The organism is Halomicrococcus pelagicus, assembly GCF_050954125.1.
This window is the reverse complement of record NZ_JBPBWC010000011.1, coordinates 50097-72591: the sequence shown is the minus strand read 5'-3', so window position 1 is coordinate 72591 and position 22495 is coordinate 50097. Positions and strand designations below refer to the sequence as shown.

Annotated in this window: 17 protein-coding genes and 2 pseudogenes; 9 read left to right on the top strand and 10 right to left on the bottom strand. The window is 59.7% G+C overall.

Annotated features, from left to right (window positions below; genetic code table 11):
- Nucleotides 1–75: 75 nt before the first annotated feature.
- The 5 genes and pseudogenes from ACRYA2_RS17800 to ACRYA2_RS17780 form a co-directional block, all read right to left on the bottom strand.
- Nucleotides 76–207 (bottom strand): annotated as a pseudogene (locus ACRYA2_RS17800) (IS1595 family transposase); the annotation flags it as partial.
- A 44-nt stretch (nt 208–251) separates the two neighbouring features.
- A complete protein-coding gene (locus tag ACRYA2_RS17795; RefSeq protein ID WP_433631110.1) occupies nt 252–1139 on the bottom strand; it encodes an SDR family oxidoreductase in 888 nt (295 codons plus the stop codon).
- 1 nt (nt 1140) lies between these two features.
- On the bottom strand, nt 1141–2640 hold the full coding sequence (locus ACRYA2_RS17790; protein ID WP_433631107.1) for an aldehyde dehydrogenase family protein: 1500 nt from the start codon (nt 2638–2640) through the stop codon (nt 1141–1143).
- Between the two features lie 40 nt (nt 2641–2680).
- Nucleotides 2681–2893: a hypothetical protein gene (locus ACRYA2_RS17785; RefSeq protein WP_433631104.1), complete on the bottom strand. Its 213-nt coding sequence runs from the start codon at nt 2891–2893 to the stop codon at nt 2681–2683.
- A 56-nt stretch (nt 2894–2949) separates the two neighbouring features.
- Entirely contained in the window at nt 2950–4404 is a 1455-nt protein-coding gene (locus ACRYA2_RS17780) for a YjiH family protein (protein WP_433631101.1), read from the bottom strand.
- A gap of 883 nt (nt 4405–5287) precedes the next feature.
- Between ACRYA2_RS17780 and ACRYA2_RS17775 the strand changes: the two genes are divergently transcribed.
- Nucleotides 5288–6991, top strand: coding sequence for a thiamine pyrophosphate-requiring protein (locus tag ACRYA2_RS17775; RefSeq protein WP_433631099.1), 1704 nt, complete (start codon nt 5288–5290; stop codon nt 6989–6991).
- Nucleotides 6992–7284: 293 nt separating this feature from the next.
- On the opposite strand, the pseudogene ACRYA2_RS17770 reads toward ACRYA2_RS17775, so the two are convergent.
- The 3 genes and pseudogenes from ACRYA2_RS17770 to ACRYA2_RS17760 form a co-directional block, all read right to left on the bottom strand.
- Nucleotides 7285–7407 (bottom strand): annotated as a pseudogene (locus tag ACRYA2_RS17770) (biotin/lipoyl-containing protein); the annotation flags it as partial.
- 193 nt (nt 7408–7600) lie between these two features.
- A complete protein-coding gene (locus tag ACRYA2_RS17765; RefSeq protein ID WP_433631097.1) occupies nt 7601–8146 on the bottom strand; it encodes a helix-turn-helix domain-containing protein in 546 nt (181 codons plus the stop codon).
- Nucleotides 8147–8490: 344 nt separating this feature from the next.
- Entirely contained in the window at nt 8491–11565 is a 3075-nt protein-coding gene (locus ACRYA2_RS17760) for an FAD-binding and (Fe-S)-binding domain-containing protein (RefSeq protein ID WP_433631094.1), read from the bottom strand.
- Nucleotides 11566–11986: 421 nt separating this feature from the next.
- Here ACRYA2_RS17760 and ACRYA2_RS17755 point away from each other — a divergent pair, with 421 nt between their 5' ends.
- Nucleotides 11987–12385: an acyl-CoA thioesterase gene (locus ACRYA2_RS17755; protein WP_433631092.1), complete on the top strand. Its 399-nt coding sequence runs from the start codon at nt 11987–11989 to the stop codon at nt 12383–12385.
- Nucleotides 12386–12402: 17 nt separating this feature from the next.
- Here the strand turns inward: ACRYA2_RS17755 and ACRYA2_RS17750 are convergent, their stop codons facing one another.
- Complete coding sequence (locus ACRYA2_RS17750) at nt 12403–13833, bottom strand: DUF3179 domain-containing (seleno)protein (RefSeq protein ID WP_433631089.1); 1431 nt, start codon at nt 13831–13833, stop codon at nt 12403–12405.
- 279 nt (nt 13834–14112) lie between these two features.
- On the opposite strand from ACRYA2_RS17750, the gene ACRYA2_RS17745 reads away from it, so the two are divergent.
- The 3 genes from ACRYA2_RS17745 to ACRYA2_RS17735 all read left to right on the top strand — a co-directional run bounded on the left by ACRYA2_RS17745 (nt 14113) and on the right by ACRYA2_RS17735 (nt 18460).
- Nucleotides 14113–14505 carry a universal stress protein gene (locus ACRYA2_RS17745; protein ID WP_433631086.1) on the top strand — a complete coding sequence of 131 codons (393 nt, stop codon included), beginning with the start codon at nt 14113–14115 and terminating at the stop codon, nt 14503–14505.
- Nucleotides 14506–14815: 310 nt separating this feature from the next.
- Nucleotides 14816–16276: a YjiH family protein gene (locus ACRYA2_RS17740; RefSeq protein WP_433631084.1), complete on the top strand. Its 1461-nt coding sequence runs from the start codon at nt 14816–14818 to the stop codon at nt 16274–16276.
- 948 nt (nt 16277–17224) lie between these two features.
- A complete protein-coding gene (locus tag ACRYA2_RS17735) occupies nt 17225–18460 on the top strand; it encodes an FAD-dependent monooxygenase (RefSeq protein ID WP_433631081.1) in 1236 nt (411 codons plus the stop codon).
- Between the two features lie 189 nt (nt 18461–18649).
- Here the strand turns inward: ACRYA2_RS17735 and ACRYA2_RS17730 are convergent, their stop codons facing one another.
- On the bottom strand, nt 18650–18973 hold the full coding sequence (locus ACRYA2_RS17730; protein WP_433631078.1) for a hypothetical protein: 324 nt from the start codon (nt 18971–18973) through the stop codon (nt 18650–18652).
- 358 nt (nt 18974–19331) lie between these two features.
- Between ACRYA2_RS17730 and ACRYA2_RS17725 the strand changes: the two genes are divergently transcribed.
- From ACRYA2_RS17725 to ACRYA2_RS17710, 4 genes are all read left to right on the top strand, one after another.
- Entirely contained in the window at nt 19332–19730 is a 399-nt protein-coding gene (locus ACRYA2_RS17725; RefSeq protein ID WP_433631075.1) for a universal stress protein, read from the top strand.
- Nucleotides 19731–19941: 211 nt separating this feature from the next.
- Complete coding sequence (locus tag ACRYA2_RS17720; RefSeq protein ID WP_433631072.1) at nt 19942–21027, top strand: cupin domain-containing protein; 1086 nt, start codon at nt 19942–19944, stop codon at nt 21025–21027.
- Nucleotides 21028–21103: 76 nt separating this feature from the next.
- Nucleotides 21104–21286 carry a hypothetical protein gene (locus tag ACRYA2_RS17715; protein WP_433631069.1) on the top strand — a complete coding sequence of 61 codons (183 nt, stop codon included), beginning with the start codon at nt 21104–21106 and terminating at the stop codon, nt 21284–21286.
- A 165-nt stretch (nt 21287–21451) separates the two neighbouring features.
- The gene (locus tag ACRYA2_RS17710; protein WP_433631066.1) at nt 21452–22327 is read left to right on the top strand and encodes a fumarylacetoacetate hydrolase family protein; all 876 of its coding nucleotides are present in this window, start codon (nt 21452–21454) and stop codon (nt 22325–22327) included.
- Nucleotides 22328–22495: the final 168 nt, after the last annotated feature.

The following is a 22495-nucleotide window of genomic DNA, read 5'->3' as shown; positions in this document are numbered from 1 at the left end:
GAACTTTGTAATATAAATTGGGGGGATAAGGATTTGATATCACAAAATTAGGTACACTCTAGACTCTTGCATAACTCAGCGAAACACGTTGACGACGAAACAGTCAAGAAGTCCGTGTAGCGGTGCTCCAGCGAAATTCAACGACCGTCCGAACCTATGGGTTCGAACGGACTGCTCTAATCCGGGCTTGGAGAGGCCCCGGAAGCGGGTTTCGACGAAATCACAAGCGAGAGGTCGCCCTACCGGAGCACCTAGAAGTAGTTCTCAGTCCGCGTCAGGTCCGCGTCGTCCGCCACGTCGTCGAACTGCTCCGCTAGGTCCGATAGCGACCACCCGCCGGGGTTCACGCCGACTTGGTCAAGTTCTGGATCCGAGAAGACGCCGATACGGTCGCCGCCCGCGTACAGCGTGCAGCCCGTCACGTCCGCCGCGGCGTCACTGGCGAGGAAGGCGACGAGCGGCGCCACCTTCTCGGGCGGCATCTCCTCGCGGGTGTACGGCCGGTGCTCCTCAGGGACGGTCTCAGTCATCCGCGTGTAGGCGTTCGGCACGAGCGCGTTGACCCGGACATCGTGACGGTGCATCTCCGTTGAGACGGAGCGCACCATGCCGAGGATGCCGGCCTTGGCGGCGGCGTAGTTCGCCTGCCCGAGGTTCCCCTTCGCCGCGTAGGAACTTGCGGCGAGGTACGACCGCTCCGCGTCGAAGCCGTCCTCGCCGGCTGCCTCCCGCCAGTGCCGGCACGCCGCCCGCAGGAGCGCGAACTGGCCGGTAAGGTTGGTCTCGACGACGTCGCGCCAGTCTGCCTCGCTCAGCTTGTAGCTCATCCCGTCACGGAGGACGCCGGCGAAGTTCGCAACGAAATCGAGGCAGCCGTACTCGTCGACCGCGTCCGCGACCAGGTCGACCGCGTAGTCGAAGTCGGAGACGTCGCCGGCGTGAGCGACGGCTTCGCCCCCGTCCTCACGGATGTCGGCGGCGACCGCTTCCGCCACCGACGGGTCCTGGCCCTCGCCGTAGACGTCGGTGCCAAGGTCGTTGACAACGACACGAGCGCCGTGGGATGCAAGTTCGCGCGCGCTCGCCGCACCGAGTCCGTTTCCGCCGCCGGCGACGACGCAGACTACATCATCGAGCATCCTAGAACGGGAACTCGCGGGGCTCGTGCTGGAGCGAGATCCACTTCTTTTCGGTGACCTCGTCCAGGAAGTCCTCGCTGTTGTAGCCGCCTAGGCCGGACGCGCCGGTGCCGCTGAACGGCACGTGCGCCTCGTCGTTGATGGGCTGGTCGTTCACGTGGACCATTCCTGTCTCGAGACGCTGGGCGATGCGCTTGCCGGCGCCCACATCGCCGGCGTGGACCGACCCGGAGAGCCCGTACTCGGTGGCGTTGGCCAGTTCGACGGCCTCATCGGCATCCGAGACGGGAATCACCGGCGCGATGGGCCCGAAGTGCTCGTTACAGGCGGCGGCCATGTCGTTCTCGACGTCCGAGAGGACTGTCGGCGCGACGACCAGCGAGTCGTCGACGCCGTCGACCGGTACCGTCTCGGCGCCGGTCTCCAGCGTTGCGCCGGCCTCGACCGTCCGCTCGACGTACTCCAGCATCTCGTCGCGCTGGGACTCATCAATGATCGGGCCGACGGCCACCTCCTCGTGGGCGCTGCCGGCGGGCAGATTCGCCGCCCGTTCGGTCAGTTTCTCGACGTACTCGTCATACACGTCCTCGTGGACGAGGTGGCGGTTGATCGAGATACATACCTGACCCTGATGGACGAAGCTTCCGAACACGGCGGCGTCGACCGCCGCGTCGACGTCGGCGTCATCGGTGACAATGTGCGCGTTGTTCCCACCGAGTTCCATCGCCGGCACCGCGAGGTTCTCGCCCGCGGCCGCGGCGAGCCGCCGCCCGACCTCGGTCGACCCCGTGAACGCGACGACGTCGCTATCGGGGTGGCTCGCGACGCGATCGCCGATCTCGGAGCCGCGGCCGGTGACGACGTTGATCACGCCGTCGGGGAGGTCGGTCTCCTCGAACAGGCGCGCGAACAGCAGGCCGCCGACGATCGGCGTGTTCGTCGCGGGTTTGAGGATGACGGCGTTCCCGGCGGCGATCGCCGGTGCGACTGCCCGCATCGTGAGGTTGAGCGGGAAGTTCCACGGGGTGATCACCGTGACGACTCCCTGCGGTTCGCGCTGGACAACGTTCTCCTTGCCGGGGATGTTCGACGAGACGTGCTCGCCTTTCATCCGCCGCGGCAGGGTCGCGGCCTCGGCCGCCTGGTCGGCGGCGAGGTGGATCGATGTCTCGCCCATCCCACGAGTACCGCCGGCCTCGTGGGCGAGCAGGTCGATGATCTCCTCGCTGTGTTGCTCCAGCGCGTGGAGCAGATCCTGAATAACTTCCTCGTGAGCCGCGGGCGGCGCCTGTTCCCACTCGGTCTGCGCTTCGACGGCCGCCTCGTAGGCGGCGTCGACGTCCTCCTCGGTGCCTGCCGGTACGTGCGCGACCGTCTCCCGGGTCGACGGATCCTCAACCGCGATGGTCTCGCCGTTGGACGCCTCGCGCCACTCGCCGCCGACGTACAGTTCATTCCAGTCTGCGTCGATACTATACCGTGACTCGTTCTGCTGTGCCATGTAATGGCGGAGCACTCGGTCGATATTGAATCTTCGGGAACTAACAGGACAATATAGCGTGGCAGACCGACCGCTGCTCGAGGTTGATGTAGTGGTCGCATGTCTCGCTAATCCGGTCCAGCTGATCGTCGAAGAGTGGGGACGTCTCCGCGGGGGCGCTGTACGTGAGGAGCCTCTCCGGTACCGTCTGGTCCTGCAGGACGACGGCGTTAGCGGCGACGATGCAATCGAACTCCACCGTGGCACTGCCCATCACGCAACTCCCCCATCCCGATGAAGGAGTGGTCCTCCTTGGAAGAAAAGTCGGTGTCAGGAGAGGAGTCCGAGCATATTGAAGCCGTGCATGAGGACTGCAGCAATCGGAACCAGCACGGCCGTCCGTAGACAGAAGATGACGACGAGGTCACGGAACCGGATGGGGATTTCTTTGAACATGTCGACCATCATCGGTGCTGATGCGGCAAAGAAGATGATCTGTGAGATAGAAACGACTACAACGAAAAACCGGGTAAGGGTATCTGAACCAGCAACGACCGCGGCAGCCGAGATCTGTTCGACGCCGCTAATGAGAATAGCGGATGCAGCCAACGACGGGTTTGGAACACCAAGAGCGGAGAGTACTGGTGTGATTGGTGCCGATATAAGTTGGAATACGTTAGTTTGATCGATAAGAAGCAGGGTCACTGTGCTGATGGTAACGACCGTTCCGAGGATAACTGCAATGACTTTAACTCCATCAATGAGGCCTTGGATTGCGGTCGTGATTATTTTTCCATCCTCAGCTTCGTCCATCGCCTGGCTGAAGGCGAAGCGGACGTATTCGAGAGGGGAGCCAGTAAATACGGTTTCTGGGTCGGGTTCGGTAATATACTCCGTTGAGATGCTATTCAGTGGCGGAATTCGAACCAGAATAGCGCCCGTCACGACTGTCGCGATTATCCATGAAAGGAGGATGAGGGGGAATATATCTAGTAATCCAAGCGTTGATACGATGACGCCAACGAACCCGATACTAACTGGGGCAAAACAAGTAGTGATGATGAAGACGTCTCGTTTGTGATATCCGCCGCGGTGGAAAACATTGTATGTGACATAGTAGCCGACGGTGAATGCACCGATCCATGAGGCCAGCGAGTCAAGGGCTGCCCGACCAGGCAAGTTGAAAAGTGGACGCATAAACGGGCGGGCGAGCGTGCCGACGAACTCGAGCCCACCGAGTTCGACGAGGAGATTTACGAAGACAGCACCGAGTGGGATGATGACTACGATACTTAGGACGATTGTGCCCCAGACGAGACCCCCAATGTTTGGTTTGTGAATGACGCTTGGACCGAGATTGAGGAACAGGATACTACCGACGAGTAATCCTGAAATGCGGAGTGTGAGGAACAGCGGTGAGGTTTTCCAGTATTGGAGGTTGAGTCGAGTTATCGTCTCTTCGTTCATCGAGAGCATACCACGCCGGTAGAATTCGGCCATTATCGACATGCCGGCTCCGAGTGCGAGAATTGCGATACCGACGGCTCCGACTAAGCTGGGAAATCTTGCAGTGATTGTGCTAGCCGCAACGTCGAACGGAACCGTGATCTGTCCGTTCCATGTGACTGGAACGAGGAAAAAGAATACGCCGAGCCCGAACGCGAATAGGAATCGGAGTGCAGGAAGCAGCTCGAATCCAGCTAATTCGATATCTTGGATTGTCGTTGCATTCTCTGGATTCAGGTCCTGCTGGTTCGAGGACTGCAATGATTGTCCATCAGCCATATGGTCCCTCTTTAGCTTTATGATATATAAGTGTATTCCCAGTTCAGAGTTGGTGCTATCTAGGGAGGCAGTGAAAAGTAGGATCTTTGATGCGTTCTTAGAGAGCATGAAACAGTCGGCAGAGAAGAAACTCGACGCGCTAGTGCCACTCCCGCTAACCCACTCTATCCATGGCGGGTTACGAAGCTACGAAGGGACGCAACTGGTCAAGCAGCGTCTTTGTTCCCACTGCGGGGAAAGCGGTTGCCACAAGCACGATACACTCCCATGGCGGTTTGCCGTCCTCATCACTGAGGACGGCTTCGAGGACGTGACAGTCTCCGTCTAACGCTACTGGTGCAAGCAGTGCGAGAAACCGGTTGACGCAGACATGTCCGAGCGGTTCTACGAAGACTGTCTCTACGGCAACCGGTCGTCTATCTCTGTCTGTACCCAGCACTGTGGGACGAAAAACGGAGACATTCAGTGGTCCAGTCAGTATGAACGCAATCGAGGGCGGCAACTAGCGGGTGAAGTACGGGTTCCAAACGCCGTACGCGCGGTGCCAGGGGGCACTCGCGCGTACGGCGCTATTTGCACTCCACGATTCGATGTACGTGTCCCACAATAGGCATCCTCACGTGAATTTCGCCCGACGGTTCGGAACCTCTCCTATGAGGACGTGATGGGCCAGTCGGTGGCGCCGACTGGCCCGACTCTTCGACACCGTCACACGAAAGTAGCAGCATAACGGCCTGGATCAATCAAAAACAGGGAGACTAAACTTTCCACCAACTGTTATTGCACCACATTCTCCCTCCCCAATGGTTATATAATCTCCCTCTGAATCTGGCAATACCTCGCGAGATCGAGTACCGGGGCCTCTAAAACTTGACTGATCGACATGACGCACACACCCGACCTCAGCGACAGTAGTGATAGCACAGTAGCCGAGTCCGTACTCCACGCTCTTCGCGACAACGGCGTGGACTACATCTTCGCGAACTTCGGGACCGACCATACGCCGCTCATCGAAGCGGCTGCGCGCCTCCGGGACGACGGCGAAGAGGACTCGTTCCCCGAGTTCATCCCCTGTCCCCACGAGTACGTTGCACTCTCCGCCGCCCACGGCTACGCAGCAGTAACTGGTGACCCGCAGGCCGTCCTCGTCCACGTGGACGTCGGGACTCAGAACCTCGGTGCGGCGATGCACAATGCCCACCGTGCGAACGTCCCGATATTTGTGATGGCCGGCCTTTCGCCGGTTTCCGACGCTGCCGGCCTCGGCGGCCGCGACCATCCCATTCACTACTTCCAAGACGTATTTGACCAGACGAGCATCGTCTCAGAATACTGCCGGTGGACGAAGGAATACCAACCGCCCGCCGACCCCCGAGAAGTCGTCCGCCGCGGTCTCGAACGCGCGGTCTCAACGCCCTCCGGTCCGACTTATCTCTCGTTCGGCCGCGAGGCCTTCGAGGCGTCCGTGCCCGAACCAACGCAGGAGATCGGAACTGTCCGACAGACGCGCCCCACGGGTGCGGACCGCGAAACCGTCGCCGACCTCACAGCACGAATCGAAGCGGCTGACCGTCCCCTCGTCATCACCAGCGACTCCCTCGGTACGGACAGCGTCAATACTCTCGTTTCGTTCGCGGAGGCGGCCGGCGCGGGCGTCGTTGAACACGTCCCGTCTGCGCTCAGCTTTCCGCGCAACCACGACCTGCACGTTGGCTTCGACGCGACAGAGGCGCTCGCGCATGCTGATCTCCTTCTCCTCCTCGAGACCGACGTCCCATGGGTACCCTCAGAAACGGACGTTCCGTCAGACCTCAATGTCGTTCAGATCGATACGAACCCAACCAAGGCCGCGTACCCGCACTGGCCGTTTGTAGTCGATCATACCGTAATGGCCGACCCCGGTGAGACGCTTCGAGCCGTCACCGGCCGAATTGATGAGGCTGCCGACGATTCGGTCTGGCGTGAGATGCACCGAGAGCGCGTTGAGGCAGCTTCCGACCGTGTTGTTTCTGACCGCGCCGACGGTCGGCTGACGCCAACCGTTCTCTCGAACGAGATCGGCGAGTACGTGGACGAGGACACTATCGTAATGGAGGGGGTTGTCACAAACCGGCGAGCGACGCTCCACCAAATTCCGCTCTCCGAGCCGGGATCGTACTTCTGGCGCGGCGGCGCTGGCCTCGGCTGGGCTGTTCCTGCTGGCATCGGCGCGAAGCTCGCCTCCCCTGAGAGCCGCGTCATCTCCCTCATTGGGGACGGCGGATACCTCTTCAGCAATCCCGCATCGAGCGTCATCGCCGCCGAGAACGCGGCCGCGCCAACGCTCACCGTTATCTACAACAACGAGAGTTGGGAGGCAGTTCGCGAGGCGACGCGCAGCCAGCACGGAGACGGCACGTCCGCCACGCACAGTGTCCCGGAGGGGTCCTACGGCCGTAGCGTCGATTTCTCACGCATCGCGACGATGAGCGACGGGTACACTCGTGCCGTAGACGACATCGCAGCCGTCTCGGAGGCTCTCAGCGAGGCCGTCGACGCTGTCGATAACGGCACTGACGCCGTTCTCGATGTACGCCTTGACGAGTGACTGCTTTCCGGGTGGCACTACGGATCCCGATTGATGTGGGGATGATCGTCTTTTAGTTTCTCTTTGACGACCGAACGTTCCCTGCTCACGAACCCCATCTATTATTACCCGAATTCCGAACAGGATGTTATGATCCCACAATGGCGGACACTTTGAGACCATGGGATCACCGATTGTCTTCGCTGCGTCCGCATCGGCAACCACTTGGAATACCCGCGTCTCGGCACCGTCTCGGCGAGCAGCCATGTCCCATCAGTCTCGTTAGCGCCGTCCGCTCGTCCTCCGGGCGGCCTCGCCTTGTCGGTCTTGACTTCCGCGATCGGTTGGTCTTCTTGGACGTAGTCGCCCGGCTCGACAAGCCAAGTGACGAGTTTGCCCTCGGCGATACATTCGCCGATGTCGGGAAGTGCAAACTCCGTTTACACCATATACCACCCACTTTCACCCACTTCTGTGAGAGGTAGGTAGCGGCCAACAGTTGTGGCTGATCACGGGCGCTGTCAACCGGTCCCGAAGTCAGGGAAGCCGATTCATGAATGTCAAGAAGCTCTCTCGGTACGACGTGGTAGATACACTGACAAGCCACGTTCCACCGTGTGGGCATTTGACTTAGTCCTCATGCTCAAGGTACTGTCGTCCCTCTTCTGTCTCTGCGAGAATATCGTCGAACACTGCTGCCTCAGTTCGGAATTTATGGACACTATGGAGCATTGTATTGTGGAAGTCGGAAATTAGATCGCCATGGGATTCAAAAAGCTCGTGCACCCAGCGCTCCATATATTCGTCCGATCGGAATTGGGCAATAGCGTGCCACTGATAGTCGGTGTCTGCAGTGAAGAACATCAGAACATGGGGATCATTCTGGAGTTTATCGTAGCCGTCTCGCCAATTATCCTTGAAGTCCGGGAAGTTGAATGAGATCCGAAATAGGTAGTGGCGGAACATTTCCCGGTTTGGAAGAACCATCTCGCGGAAGATTTCCTGCTCAGACATCATTCGTAGAATCTCGTTGATTCGATTGTGGGAGAGTGAGATTCCGTACTTCTCTTCGACAATCTGACTAAGTTCCCGCGTGGACAAGGTCGGGTTATCCACTCTCGCTTTCAGTATAGCGATATCACGGGGAGAGACATCGAGGGATTCGTCTTCAACCATTGTAACTGTCTGTGCGAGATACGTCGTAAAAAGCTTACCTGATATCTTACGAGAGCAGCAGTGGATTCGCCAACGAGAAGCCCACCGCTTGGCGACCTTCGCCTGCGGGAAACTCGCAATGGTTCGACTTCCGATTCGACGTATCTTCGTTTCCGTCCGCGGGGTATCGGACAACGAGACGTGAGACGGGTACGTCAAAACCCTACCGTGCCACAGTCGTTATCGGATTCGACTGAGTTCTCGCGACGCGTGAATACGGCTCTCACGCTATCGCCTCGTACTACTTGACTGAGTCGTTACGGAGTAACAAGGCGAATTCCCCCGCCTTTAGGTGCAGGAGGAGGTCAACGCGGGAGCGCGTAGGATAGCAGTTCGACCGGAGTCGGTGGCTCCTCACTGTCAAGTCTACTGCCGGCAAGTGAACTCTCCGCTGGGACCGGCTTGAGACGCTTGTCACCGAGCTGAGTGCGACAGGAAGTTCCTGGAGCAGTAACGACGGTCGCGTCGCTATCCTCGATCTGATCGACGAGAATTTCACCAATCGACTGGCTCAGTGAGTAGTGCTCGGTCTCGTAACCGAAACTACCGGCCATGCCACAACAGCCAGAGTCGAGTGGATCGACAGTGTAGCCCGCGCGTCGAAGTACGCCGACAGCGTGGTGGTCCTTCTTTGTCGCCTTCTGATGGCAGTGACCATGGTAGGCCAGCGATTCGGACGGGGCGTTCCAGTCGATGTTCTCGTCCAGACGGTATGTATCGAGGTATTCACAGACGCCATACGAGTTCGACGCAACGGATTCGACGCCCTTCCCGCTCAGCAGATCGAGCGCGTCGGACTGGAACATCACCGCATCTGAGGGCTCCGCGAGGACAACGTCCCAGCCTTCGTCGATACGGGGGGCGAGTTCCGTGACGTTCGCCCGCATCGTTTTGCGAGCCTCGTCGACGAACCCCTTCGAGAGCGCCGGTCGGCCGCTGTCAGTCCGGCTCGCAAGGTCGACGTGAACGCCGGCGGCCTCGAGGACGCGGACTGTCGCTTTTCCGACCGTGACATGGCTGTAGTTGGTATAGGTATCCGTGAACAAGACCGCCTTCCGCTCGGCCTCGGCTTCGGGGACTTGTGAGCCATCGCGAGCCTCGAACCAGTCCTGAACCGTCTCACGGTGGAACTCCGGCAATGACCGCTCACGGGCGATGCCGATGGTCTTCTCTGCGATAGTCCCGGCACCGGGCAACGACTGGACGAGGTTCGAGAGGGGAGCCAGCGCACTGCCGAGCGGCGCGAGGCGGTCGAAGTTGGCAAAGAGCTTATCTCGAAGGCTGGCACCGTGTTCCTGGTGGCGGGCGTGCATGATCTCCGTCTTCAGTTTGGCCATGTCGACCTCGCTCGGACAATCCCGCGCACAGCCCTTGCAGCCGATACAGAGGTCGAGGACCTCCTCGACGAACTCATCGTCGGTAGGATTGTCGGGCAGATCACCGCTCATCGCGTTCCGGAGGAGGTTCGCGCGGCCCCGCGTGGCCGTGATCTCTTCCTCGGCCGCGCGGTAGGTTGGACACATCACGCCGCCGGTGGTCTCCTGACTGCCGCGACAGCCGCCGCAGCCGTGACAGAGTTCAACCATCCCCTGCATGCCGTTCTCGTTATCCCAGTTCAGCGACGGCTCGAACCCGGCGTCGTACTCGTATGCGTCGTCGTACCGGAGGTTCTCGGTCATGTCGTGGTCGCCGCAGACGTTCCCCGGGTTCAGCAGCCAGTCTGGGTCGAATGCCGTCTTCAGGTCGCGGAACGTCTCCCAGAGGTCCTCACCGTAGAGCTTGCGGTTCCACTGGGTGCGGGCGTGTCCATCGCCATGTTCACCCGAAACCGAACCGCCGAACTCGACGACCATATCCGTCACCGCGTCAGCGATCTCAACCATGTCCTCACGGTCGCGGTCCGCTTTCGTGTTCACCAGCGGCCGAACGTGCAGCACGCCTGGCCCGGCATGGGCATAGAAGGCTGCGTCGACATCGCGGTCCTTCTCGACGAGCAGCGACTGGAACCGCTCGACGAATTCGGGGAGGTGTTCCGGCGGGATGGCGCAGTCCTCAATGAAGCTGATGTGCTTCTCGTCGGACGTCCGCGAGAGCAGGATTGGCAGCCCCGCTTTGCGGAGCTTCCAGAACTTCTCGCGCTCAGCGTCCGCGTGGGCCTCGAGGCCCTCGAAGGCGTGGGTCTCCTCGATAGTGGGCCGGTCATCAGGCGGCGCCGCTTCACTGTCGCTGCCCGGAACCCGGTCGGCGAGGAGGCCGGCAGTCCGTTCCCGTCCGTGGTCGTCGGCGGCGGCGTAGAACTCGACAAGCAGCGCCGCCTGCGCGCCCTCGGGGACGAGCGCTGCGATCTCCTCGAATTCCGCGGTCTCGCGGGCCAGCCCGATGAGCACGTCGTCGATCAGTTCGACTGCTGCGGGCTCGTGCTCGAGGACGTGCTGGACGTCCGTCACGGCCTCGAGGCCGCTTTCGTAGAACAGTAGCGAGACTGCCTTCGTCTCGGGGACTGGCTCGAGGGAGACCTCAGCCTCCGTCACCACAGCGAGGGTGCCCTCGCTGCCGGCCAGCAGCCGCCCGAGGTTGACGGTACCGGTCTCGGCCTCCTCGACGAGCATATCGAGGTTGTAGCCGGAGACGTTACGCTTTAGATCGGGGAACCGCTCACGGACCGCGTCGGCCTCCTCGTCGATGATCCGGATGACCTCCGCATAGACGCGCTCGAGGAGGTCGCCGTCAGGGTCGGCCCGCTCGCGAAGGTCATCGACCGCGATCTCGCCGAATGTTGCAACAGTGCCGTCGGCGAGAACGACCTCGCACTCCTCGACGTAGGCGTCAGTCTTGCCGTACTTCAGCGAGTGAGCGCCTGTCGAATTGTTCCCGATCGCGCCGCCGATGACGCTGCGGTTGCCCGCGGCGGGATCCGGCGCGAACTTCAGCTCGTACGGGGCCAGCACGTCGTTGAGTTCCTCGAGGACGACCCCTGACTGGACGCGGGCACGCCGGTCGTCGGGTGCGACCGAGACGATCCCGTCCATGTGGCGGCTGAAGTCGATGACGACAGCCTCGTTGACCGCCTGGCCGGCGAGGCTTGTTCCACCGCCCCGAGGGAGGACCGGGACTTCGTGTTCGGCGCAGTAGGAGACAACGGCGGCCACATCCTCGGTCGACCTTGGGAAGACGACACCGATCGGAGTCTCCTCGTATGCGCTCGCGTCGGTCGCGTACTGCTGTCGGGTATAGGTATCGAACCGCACGTCGCCGTTGATCCGCTCGCGGAGGGCGACGACCAGCTCCGGCCGTTCCACGTCATTAGAAACGTAGTCGTACGTCGCTCGCTCGTCGGCGTCCGGTGCGTCGACGTCGAGGGTGTTGGGATTCGCAGTCATAGCTTTTCAGACGCCTGTCCCAAAAGAACCATCAGGGTTCTCGCCGCGATCGCGCATTTGAGAAGGTATCAAGCTGTTCCAGTGAGAGTGATTTACGACAGCCGGTTCGGAAACAGCACAGGTATCGTTGGCGATTTCGGTTGTGGATACGTTACCAGATTTCTCCGTCCGATGTGTCTCGACCCATCTATCGATGTCCATTCGTCATCACCTATTTGAGCGCTCCTCCTCATGAATGTTTTCTCGTAGGACGATATCTTGCACTTCGATTCCTTTGGGACTACTGAGAGCGTGAAAGAACCCACTCGAGATACTCAAGACGATCTCGACCGGTCGCTGTCATCGAACAGTGAACGAAAGACCGGCAAGTGCGAAGTCGGAACTACCTTTATATTATTCGGCACACTCGTCCCGGAACGCCATGAGTTTCACACGGATTTGGACCGTCAGATTCTCGGATACGGACCCGTTCGGTATCGCGCACTATCCGCGAATAGTCGACGCGATTCACGAAACCTCGGACATGTTCATGGAGGAAATTGGATGGCCGTTCTGGGAGCTAACGGAGGAACATGGCGTCGGACTGCCGCTCGTCTCGATGGACTTTGACTTCGAGGGACAGGTCGGCGGCGGCGACGAGATCGCGATCAAACTGACACCGGATGTCGGGGAATCGAGCGTCCAATTCGATTATCGGGCGATCCACGACGGTGAAGTCGTCTTCAGCGGGACCGAGTTCCGCGTCTGCGTCCCCGTCGACGGCAACAGCAGCGTCCCGATCCCCGATGAATTGCGTGACGCACTCGAAACGAGTGTCTAATTCCCCCGTCGTGACGGCTAGTTTGGCCCCACGTGGACCGTCTCGTACTGTGCCCGAAACGCAAAGAAGAGCCCGTGACGACCGGAGAGACGAGAGAGTCGTTGGTCGTCGTCTTCGCTGATGAGTGCCTCGCGCGTGAGCCGCCAGCGCGTCCCGTCGTTGTCGACAAGTGTATCGCCGTTGCGGTCGACCGGTGTTGGCGGCGCCTCGTAGACTGCGACGTCGTTCGTCTCGTCCCGGAGTACGACGACGGATCGATCATCGATCTCGCCGGTCTCGACGGCGTCGTCACCGATTTCGCTGACCGGATAGACGTGGACTGTCGATCCGTCGTTGGTCGTCACGCCATAGACGTCGGTCTTCTCCGGGAGTTGCCCCTCGTCGGTCTCGACGCCCGGCTGAACGGCGTCCGCGTTATTCCAGTAGTGGCGGAAGAAGCCGATGTCGTCCTCGTAGAAGTGATAGTCGTAGTCGTAACCGGTATCGATATCGAGCGCGAGGCTCTCGGGATAGGCGTCACGCCACTCCGCCCACGTCGTCTGCGTGACGGCGCGGATGTCGAGTCGCAGGTCGCCCTCGCGCTCGAGGTAGTCACCGGCGATCGGCACACCGCGGTGCTGGCTCCACAGGCTCTCCGTCTCTTCGTCGAACATGACCTTGTTCCCCTCGAGGAGCATCCCCGTACTGGAGAAGGTCAGGGTGCCGTCGCCGGCGCGCCGATCGTACAGAATCGGTGCGTTACAGAGCGTACAGTAGGTCAGCGAGAGCGGCGTTCCCTCGACGGTGAGATTCGCCAGCTCGTGGGGGAACAACACCCATCGCGGAACGGCGTACGCAGTGTCGTTAACGGTGAATCCGAAGACGGTGTCGTCCGACTCGAGATACCGCTTGTCCGCGTTCGTGTCGTCGCCTTCACCGTCGACCGAAACGGTGTCGCCGGGAATGAAGTCCGGTTCGTTGCACGCCGTGAGGAACGACGGGTCGCAATTTCCCCAGCGAATATCCTGCAGGTCGAACGTCCGCGGTTCAGTGTCGAGTAACCGCCCCACCGGCGGGAGATACGACCGATAGAGCTGTAGTTTCCACCCGTCGAACCCCGCGAGCGGCTCGATCTCCTGCTGAGAGTACCAAGTCTCCCACTCGACCCAGGCGTACTCCGAGTCGTAGTCGGGCTCGGCGATGGCCTGGATCGTATCCCGAATGCCTGGCCAGCGCGCCTCCGGAAGCTCGAGATACCGAGGTGGGCTGTGGTCCCGGAGGACTTCCGGAAAGCCGAACTGCTCCCAGTTACTGGTGATCTCGTGGATCATCAGTACCTCGATCAGATGCGGGATCGCGCGCCGATCCTTTGTCGTCGCGATCGCTTCAAGCGCCGCTTCATGAATGTCCGCGTCGCGGACGAGGAGGTCTGCGACGAGGTCCTCAAGGGGCTCGGTACTGGATGACATACGCGACCATGGCACACTCGCCTACAAAAAACTACGCAGAGCGGCGAGCTTCGACATCCGCGGCGCCGCGTTCGGCGTTCCATTCACGGTGGCTGACCGAAAGTGGGGGTGGCGACCACCTCTCGTCGGCGGAGTCGCTCACCGAGGGACTGTGACAAAAAGGATATAATGGTCCGAATTAGTGGTACACGATACCCCGACTGGTCCAACGACGATGACTCGATCGGTAATCGACTCGTCGACCATGCCGGGAGCGATCACCGCGCACTCAATCCCACCATGAAAACGGTATTACTCTGCATCGACACGGACGTCAAACGGGCGAGAGAACAGGTCGCGTCGCTGACTACGCTACCGCTTGAGGCCGACCAGGTTCGCGTCGTCGTCTACCATGTCTTCCGAGCCGACGACAAGGGCGTGAGCGCCAAGAACCTCAAATCCGTCCAAGAGGCGACGGAGCGACTTGAGGCAGCGGACTTTACCATCGAGGTCGACCAGTCGAGCGGCGACGCCGTCCAGAATATTCTGGACAAGGCCGCGGAGATTGACGCCGACGTACTCAGCCTGGCTGGTCGAAAGCGATCCCCCACCGGCAAGGCACTGTTCGGGAGCGTCACACAGGACGTGATCCTGAAATCGAATCGCCCAGTGTTGCTGAGTACGACTGAGTGACGACGGTCGGGAGGCCGGATTCCACCGCTGCCAACCTCATTTCGCCCTGGCCGCGATGGATTCGACGGTACGGCTACTGGCCGACGGAGAGCATCTCCTCGGACATCGCCTGTCCTCGAGAACTCTGGGTCAGTACGTTCGAAGTTGTTTTGCCGGGACCACATCTCTGACGGTATCTCGCCTGTTATCCCCGCCTGGTTAATTATTTCATTCTAATCTCTAACGGTATCATATGTATCATTATTGTTTTTCATACTTATCCATACATATAATCGGTATTTTTAAGGTCTATGCTAAGATTTGTCGAACCATGTTCGGTGGTCAGAGCTGGGAAGATGACGATCACATATTAGGGGAATCGGTAAGCCCCGAGCAGAAGTCGATCGACGACGTGAACATGGGCGAGAAGCAATTGCGACCAACGCTCAAATTCCTCCTAGCGTTCACGACTGGCGCCTTCTTCTTCCTCTTCCCGGTTCAATATCAGGGACAGACAACAATTCCGCTCGACGTTCTAATAGGGTACATCAAGTCGACGTCTTTGCTCGCCGTCGAAGTGTTCGCGCTGCTCGTGCTGTTTGCCGGTGGGATCCTGACGACGATCACCATGTTACACTATCAAGGCGTGATCACGCTGAACGAACGCACGCGGAGCGTCGTCCAGCCCCAGTACTGGCAGACGTCGAAACCGTTCTGGGCGTTTCGTGTGATCGGGGTCGGTCTCGGGCTCTTGATGTTCTTCAGCGTCGGTCCTGACTGGTTGCTCTCCGACGCTATCGCAGGCGTCTCCTGGGACGTGCTCATGGTAACTATCGTGCTCGTGATCCCGGTCGGCGGAATCTTCGTCAATATGCTGGCTGAACTCGGTGGTCTCGAGTTCATCGGCACGTTGGCCCAGCCGATCATGCGTCCGCTCTTTAACCTCCCCGGCCGATCGGCCCTCGACGGCGCGGCGTCGTGGCTCGGATCGTTCAGCATTGGATACTATCTCACTCGAAACGTTTTCGACCGCGGCGGCTACAACAAGCGCGAGGTGTTCGTGATCTGTACCTGCTTCGCGACCGCGAACCTCGGGAGCGTCGGGGCGGTCGCTGCCATTCTCGAGGTGTTACACGTCTTCCCGATTCTCGTCGCACTGTACCTGATCGCGACTCTCATCGTCGCCGCGATCCTTGTCCGCATACCGCCGCTCTCGACAGTTCCTGAGCAATACATTGCGGAACCGGATCCGGAACCGCAGTTCACCGGCACCGTCACCGACTATTTCCGCTTTGCCTTCAACGAAGGCGTCAGAACTGCACAGGAAGGTGAATCGGTCCCCAAAGCGGCGATCAACGGGTTCGTTGACGGGACAAAACTCACCGGCACGATCCTCGGTACTATAATGACGATCGCGACGTCCGTCCTCATACTCGAGGCGTATACTGGCTTCTTCGAATACCTCGCGGCCCCGTTCGTCCCGCTGATGACCATCCTGGGTATCCCGAACCCCGAGACAGCTGCGATAGCGGTCCTCGCCGGCGCCGGCGAATACTTCGTGGGTGCGACGGTCGCCGTCGGGGCGGACGTCATCACGAAAGTATTCGTTGTGATAGTCACGAGCGCGCAGGCGATCTTTTTCGCTGCATCCGCCCCGATGATGGTCGACATGTTCGACGACGTTCCCATGCGCTTCCGCGATCTCACTGTCCTCCTGATACTCCGAACCGCGCTGCTCGTCCCCATCGCGGCCGCGCTTACCCACGGAGCCTCCGCCGTAGGCCTCATCTAGGGCCGTCGGTCGTCATTCGAACTTGTTCTTATCGGCTCTGGACGGAACTAAACTGTCCGTCGACGCCGACTCCGAGAGCGACTCGTCACGGTTGCTCCCGATGCAACCCGTTGGAGTGTTCTTAGAGACGGTCGTCTCGTCCGCGTCGTTCTGATACAAATCGGTAGAACTGTTTGTTCGCATCTGCTCTCGATCCGAGTGCATTACAACTCTACAGGTGTAATCATTGGACGTTTGCTGTACTTTCACCACCTCCCACTTAGCTATCACCCACCAAAGCCAGAAATAAATTACAAAAACTAACAAATAGGGTTATTCTCGTTCAAATGTAATACCCTGTTCTGATTTGCCGAGTATTGTAATGCTAGCAATCGGGCAAAGACAGTATCGTCCCCCAACGTAACGAGCGCGAGTCGACAATCGGTTCCCGAGTTCAAGACATCCGGCATAATAGCTATAACATTTTATCGGGATCGACTTATTATGCTCTCGCAGGACAGACCGGTCCCACTGATCCATAGCCAGACTATCCTCGAGCGATCGCCATCTACGAGAAGATCGAGTTCAGTGTGACCAATGCCAACAAATCAACATCAAGATGCGGCTGCCGCTAGTGACGGTCGCTCGACAACCGTCAGCCCCCGCAGCTGAACGGCCGCTCCTTCACACTGCTCTCACGGACCTGCAACTCGCTCCCGTCAACGGCTGCGTTCGATAATGAGAAATGTACAATCACATCCCGCGTTTCTCCAGGTTCGGTTTCCTGTTCCGTGCGACCACCTATTCGATAGCTGTTGCGCGGCGTTTCCCCTCGGATCCCGACTAATATACAGCGACGTTCGCATTCTATGTAATCCCATCCCTCCGGCGGTCGATATTTGTAACATCAAATAGGGGATCTAGTGAACACCACAAACACTATGATACCATACTTCGTCAATGAACATCATGAGCGATGATACGAACGACGTGCCGGTGCTGGTCGCCGGTGCCGGACCAGTCGGTATGACGGCAGCACTAGCGTTGCACGCGCGAGGAATCGAGACCACAATCCTCGAGGCGGACCCGAAGGACCGGGACCGATCCGGAAGCCGTGCCATCTACGTCCACGGCTCGACGCTTCGAACCCTCGAGCGGATCCACCCCGGACTGGGAACTGACCTCGTCGATGAGGGACTGGTCTGGCCGACCCGACGGACCCTCTACAAGGGGAAGGAGGTGTTCAACCGAACGTACGACTCGCCCGGCGGCAGCGGCGACATTCCGCACTTCACCAGCATCCCGCAGGTCGTGACCGAGCAGTACATGCTCGAGGCGCTGGAGGGCGTCGGCATCGACATCCACTGGGAGTCGGAAGTCGTCTCGGTCGACTCCTCGCCGGACGGTGTCCGCGTTGAGACTGACAACGGTCGTGAGTGGAAGGCTGAGTACCTAGTCGGCGCGGACGGCGGCGGTTCGACCGTCCGCAAGGAGATCGGCGCGAACTTCGAGGGCGATCAGTCCGAAAACGCCTTCATCATCGCCGACATCGAGGACGAGGGGATCGACGACGGGCATCCGGACCTCGAACGAGTGTTCCACTACGACGCGCCCGAAGCCGACGGGCGGAACGTGTTGCTCGTTCCCTTCACCGGTGGCTGGCGGCTTGATATCCAATGCATCGAGGGCGACAATCCCGAGGAGCTCAGCAGTGACGAACGAATGCGGGAGTTCGTTCGCGACATTATGGGTGAGGAGTACGAAGACCAATTGAAGTGGGTCTCTACCTATCACTTCCTCCAAGTGATGGCAGATACCTTCGTCGACGACCACCGGCGCGTGCTGCTGGCCGGCGAGGCGGCTCACCTGCTGGCACCCTTCGGCGCTCGCGGGATGAACTCTGGCATCGCCGACGCCGACGAGGCGGCTTCGGCGGTCGCGGTGGCCCTCCACGCCCGCACGGACGCGGTCGCACGCGACGAGGTCGAACTGTACGCGGCCCGGCGCGAAAAAGCCGCCGAGTACAATCTCGGTGCGGCCGGACAGGCCCTCGAGTACCTCCAGGGCGATGATCCGGTGACTATCCTCCGGAAGGAGGTAGCCGCCTCGATGGCCGATCAATTCGAGATCGCAGGTGAGTGGCTTGACGATGCACCATACGGTCCCCACGGTTCGCCGCCGATCGTCTCGACCGGAAACTACTGAGTCCGCTCCGGCTCGCACTCATTTTTTGCACTCAAACCGCCGAACAGAGCACAGTCCCTCCATTGAGACGCAACGGACCCCTGACTTGGGACCGTTCACGCGCAACTTAACGACCGATGCATCTCGAGTGTCAGGCATCGAGATGACAGTCTCAGTGAAAAACGCTCGGAGACGGGAAACAGAGCCGAATCAGTTTAGATCCAGTCGCTTAGCGACCCAGTGGTCACGGGCGGCCAGCACGAACGCCTCCTCGTTCTTGAAGTCAGTCCGTTCGGCGACGAACTTCTCCCATTCGCCGTGGGGGACCGTCTCGAGTTCCTCGCTGGAGCTGGCCTCACTGGGACTCTCGGCCACCAGTTCATCGAAGTTCTTGAAGTCGGTCCGCTCGCTGATGAACTCACCATCGAACATGTCCGTAATAGCAATCTCCTCGTCCTCGTCGTACACCTCGTCGATGTTCAGAAAGTTGTCCTGCTCCGCTGCTACTTCTTCGAGGTCTCGTTCAAGCACCATACACTCATTCTATAGTGTTATTACGTAAATCCATCCCCTTTTGGTTCGGTCCCTGGCGTTGAAATGATTCTGGCTAGCCATATGTAGCCCGATGTGCGGGAAGATCTCAAGACGGTCGTTGCGATTGCGAATGGGTTCCAATCGAGATCCGGACTCACTGCGTGAGCGGAACTGAGTAGGAGACTGCCTGCCGACCCACTGTTTTCTACCATTGAGAACACACTAAGAGTTTATGACAGGAGGTTCCTAGCATAGGGGTATGTACGAGAGACTGCTTGCACTCGACGAGGAAAGTCGCACGCTCGCTCTCAGCTGACTATGATCACAGATATTCCGGTCGAAGCCGACTCGATAGAATATGGTGGTACACGTATTTTCCGATAATCGGAGCGGAGCCATGATCCCGCCAGTTGGGTTCCGCGAAGACCGTCGAACGAGCTCTCCCAACCGCGGAATCAAATACCGACTCGAAGAACACAGCGGCGAACCGACCGAGGAGATCCTCAACCACGCGACGGAACACGACGTTGGTCTGATCTGTCTGGCCGGTCGGAAACGATCACCCACCGGAAAGGTGCTGTTCGGGGGTGTTACGCATGACGCAATCCTGAATACCGATCATCCCGTTACTGAGTCAGGCTGCGGACGTCACTGGCGTCACGGAGATAGCTGCGGGCGACGAGATCGGGATTTTCTCGGACCGCTGTCAAGTTCGGATCGGCAGCGCCGAGGGCGGGTGGACGGTCGACATGATTGACAAGGCGTTTGATTCGATCACGGACGGTTACGAGACGACGCGGACTGACTGGTTCCTGTAGCGTCCTCACTGAATCGCTTGCTGTCGGTGGCCGTTCGACGCAGAGAACGGCGAGGAAACGACGTACCAGAACGGCGAGGGCGAACTCGTTTGATTTTCTACCACGGGGTCCTCCAACACGCTTATGACGATCCTTCCGGTAAGAGCTATCATGGCACAGCAAGACCCCGAAGAGAGCATTGAACTAACTTCAGAGACCCGGGAAATTCTTGAGGAGAACGATCTCCGGCCGCTGTGGGAGGTTGAGGACACGATGGGCCATGTCTACGACGACCTCCAGCCGGACATCTGGAAGTGGGAAGACATCAAGCGGGCGATCGACAACGTCGAAGAGGACATGCCCATTGAGGAGCTTCCGCCGGGGTTCCAGCGCCGGGTCGCAGTGCCGATCAACACCGGGATGGACAACGCCATCTCGAACACGATCTACGTTGGCGTCCAGACCGTCTCGCCGGGCGAAACGGCGCCGGCGCATCGTCACGGGGCCAACGCCCTGCGATTCACGATCGACGGGAACGAGGACATGAAGACGGTCGTCGCGGGCGAGGAGTTTCCGATGGAGGATAACGACCTCATCACGACGCCACAATGGGAGTGGCACGACCACGTCAACGACTCCGACGAGACGGCGATGTGGCTCGACGTACTGGACCTGCCGCTGATCCTCGATTCGCTGAACTCCTCGAACGTCTTCGAGAACCATGAACTCGAGCGCCAGCCCGTCACCAAGACGCAGGGCTACTGGGACTCCCAGTACGGACAGGCACGCCCCGTCGACGAATCAAAAGACGACGGCATTCCCGGTCCTTTCGAGGGCAACCGCGCGCCGACGCCGCCGTACCGCTTCGGCTGGGACGAGACCCTCGAGACACTGCGCCAGCGGGCCGACAACAACACGCCTGACCCCTACGACGGGTACAGTATGGCCTATACCAATCCAACGACGGGCCAGCCGCCACTGTTTCCGACGATGTCGTTCCGGGCCCAGCTTCTCCAGGAGGAGACGGAGTCCCACTTCCACAACTCCACTGAGGTCTACTTCGTCATTGAGGGCGAGGGAGCCACTCATGTCGGCGACGAGACCCTTGAGTGGAGCCAGTGGGACATCTTCGTGATCCCGCCAGACGAGCCCCACCACCACGATCCCGACGGCGAGGAGGCGATCCTGCTGGGCATGACCGACCGACCGGTGTTCGAGGCGTTCAACTTCTACGCCGAGTCGGCGGTCAACGAGTAACGGCGGTTCGCGACCCCAATCCGCTTTTCGGCGCCAGGGAGAACACTTTATTGACCGGCGGTCGTACTGTATTTGTATGGCAGAGTTCGAGAACCCGTACGCGGAGCACGATCCGTTCGTTCAGGCGCACTTCGACTGTCTTGACTGCGGTGGCAAGCTCTGGGAGTACGCGATCGACGGACAGATGGTGTGTGAGGACTGTCGCAATGTGTTCGACTCGGAGGATATCTTCGACGACCAGATCACGGCTGGTGACTGACGACCAGGATCGAAGCCCATCTCTCGCGTCCGTTCCCGATCCTATTCTTCAACGCACGACTGGCTTGGTGAACTGTCGAATTCTGGTCGGAACACACCGCCATTTTTCGAACGGATCGAAACCGAGAGAGGACGATTTATATGGCAGGACCGTGGTTGTTCTACCATGCGACTCGTCAGATTCAACGACGATCGACTCGGTCTGCTAACTGATGGCGGAATCGTCGATGTCACCGACCGACTCGACCTTCAGACGAACGATCCACTCAAGGAGTACGCCCGTAAGGACCTCGATGCCAGCGAGTACGAGGACGAGGATCCCGACTACGACCGCGACGAGGTCACTATCGAGTCGCCCGTCCGCCGCCCCGGCAAGGTCATCGCCGCACCCCTGAACTACGAGAACCACGTCGAGGAGGCGCTGGCCGACAAGGACATTGTCACTGAGGAGTGGTTCACCATCGAGGACAAGGGCTATTTCCTCAAGGCCCCCTCGAGCGTCGCCGGTCCGGAAGAGGGCATCGAACTGCCGTTCAACGACCGCCGCGTCGACCATGAGATCGAGCTCGCGTTCGTCATGGGCGAGAACGTCAAGGACATCGAGACCGGCGACGTCTGGGACGCAATCCTAGGCTACACAATCCTGCTCGATGTCTCCGTCCGTGGCGACCAAGACCGCTCGAACCGCAAGTCCTACGACACGTTCACGATCATCGGCCCCTGCGTCGCCACCCCGGATGAGGTCGGCGATCCCCACGATCTCGAGATGGAACTGCAGCTCAACGGTGAGACCAAGCAGCAGCAGAACACAGGCGGCATGATCTACAGCTGCGCTGATATCGTCGAGTACGCCTCGATCGGTGCGACCATCGAGGCCGGCGACGTCATCACCACCGGGACGCCCGAAGGCGTCAGCGCGATTTCCGGCGGCGACACCATCGACGCCGAAATCGAGAACGTCGGCTCGATGATCGTCGACGTCACTGAACGCGATGTCGCCTTCGAGGACATCGACGTTCAGAAGAGTCAGAAGAACGAATAACGGTCGCGTCTATTACTTCGATTTCTTTTGTTCCTCAGTTGGCGAGCGAGACGGGCACGTTGAGCGCTACTGTGTACAGTTCGACTGCGTCAGCAGCGGATTGACCTTGATCTCGCGGCCCCTTCGTTACCGTCTAGCAGGTCGCCGACGGCGACGATTTCCTCGCAG

Bases quoted from the DNA above. Each gene is read 5' to 3' on its own strand.
- ACRYA2_RS17730 (WP_433631078.1), bottom strand. From the start codon at position 18,973: ATGGTGCTTGAACGAGACCTCGAAGAAGTAGCAGCGGAGCAGGACAAC.
- ACRYA2_RS17765 (WP_433631097.1), bottom strand. From the start codon at position 8,146: ATGGTTGAAGACGAATCCCTCGATGTCTCTCCCCGTGATATCGCTATA.
- ACRYA2_RS17795 (WP_433631110.1), bottom strand. From the start codon at position 1,139: ATGCTCGATGATGTAGTCTGCGTCGTCGCCGGCGGCGGAAACGGACTC.
- ACRYA2_RS17725 (WP_433631075.1), top strand. From the start codon at position 19,332: ATGGTGGTACACGTATTTTCCGATAATCGGAGCGGAGCCATGATCCCG.
- ACRYA2_RS17785 (WP_433631104.1), bottom strand. From the start codon at position 2,893: ATGGGCAGTGCCACGGTGGAGTTCGATTGCATCGTCGCCGCTAACGCC.
- ACRYA2_RS17735 (WP_433631081.1), top strand. From the start codon at position 17,225: ATGAGCGATGATACGAACGACGTGCCGGTGCTGGTCGCCGGTGCCGGA.
- ACRYA2_RS17780 (WP_433631101.1), bottom strand. From the start codon at position 4,404: ATGGCTGATGGACAATCATTGCAGTCCTCGAACCAGCAGGACCTGAAT.
- ACRYA2_RS17775 (WP_433631099.1), top strand. From the start codon at position 5,288: ATGACGCACACACCCGACCTCAGCGACAGTAGTGATAGCACAGTAGCC.
- ACRYA2_RS17745 (WP_433631086.1), top strand. From the start codon at position 14,113: ATGAAAACGGTATTACTCTGCATCGACACGGACGTCAAACGGGCGAGA.
- ACRYA2_RS17790 (WP_433631107.1), bottom strand. From the start codon at position 2,640: ATGGCACAGCAGAACGAGTCACGGTATAGTATCGACGCAGACTGGAAT.
- ACRYA2_RS17755 (WP_433631092.1), top strand. From the start codon at position 11,987: ATGAGTTTCACACGGATTTGGACCGTCAGATTCTCGGATACGGACCCG.
- ACRYA2_RS17715 (WP_433631069.1), top strand. From the start codon at position 21,104: ATGGCAGAGTTCGAGAACCCGTACGCGGAGCACGATCCGTTCGTTCAG.
- ACRYA2_RS17710 (WP_433631066.1), top strand. From the start codon at position 21,452: ATGCGACTCGTCAGATTCAACGACGATCGACTCGGTCTGCTAACTGAT.
- ACRYA2_RS17760 (WP_433631094.1), bottom strand. From the start codon at position 11,565: ATGACTGCGAATCCCAACACCCTCGACGTCGACGCACCGGACGCCGAC.
- ACRYA2_RS17740 (WP_433631084.1), top strand. From the start codon at position 14,816: ATGTTCGGTGGTCAGAGCTGGGAAGATGACGATCACATATTAGGGGAA.
- ACRYA2_RS17720 (WP_433631072.1), top strand. From the start codon at position 19,942: ATGGCACAGCAAGACCCCGAAGAGAGCATTGAACTAACTTCAGAGACC.
- ACRYA2_RS17750 (WP_433631089.1), bottom strand. From the start codon at position 13,833: ATGTCATCCAGTACCGAGCCCCTTGAGGACCTCGTCGCAGACCTCCTC.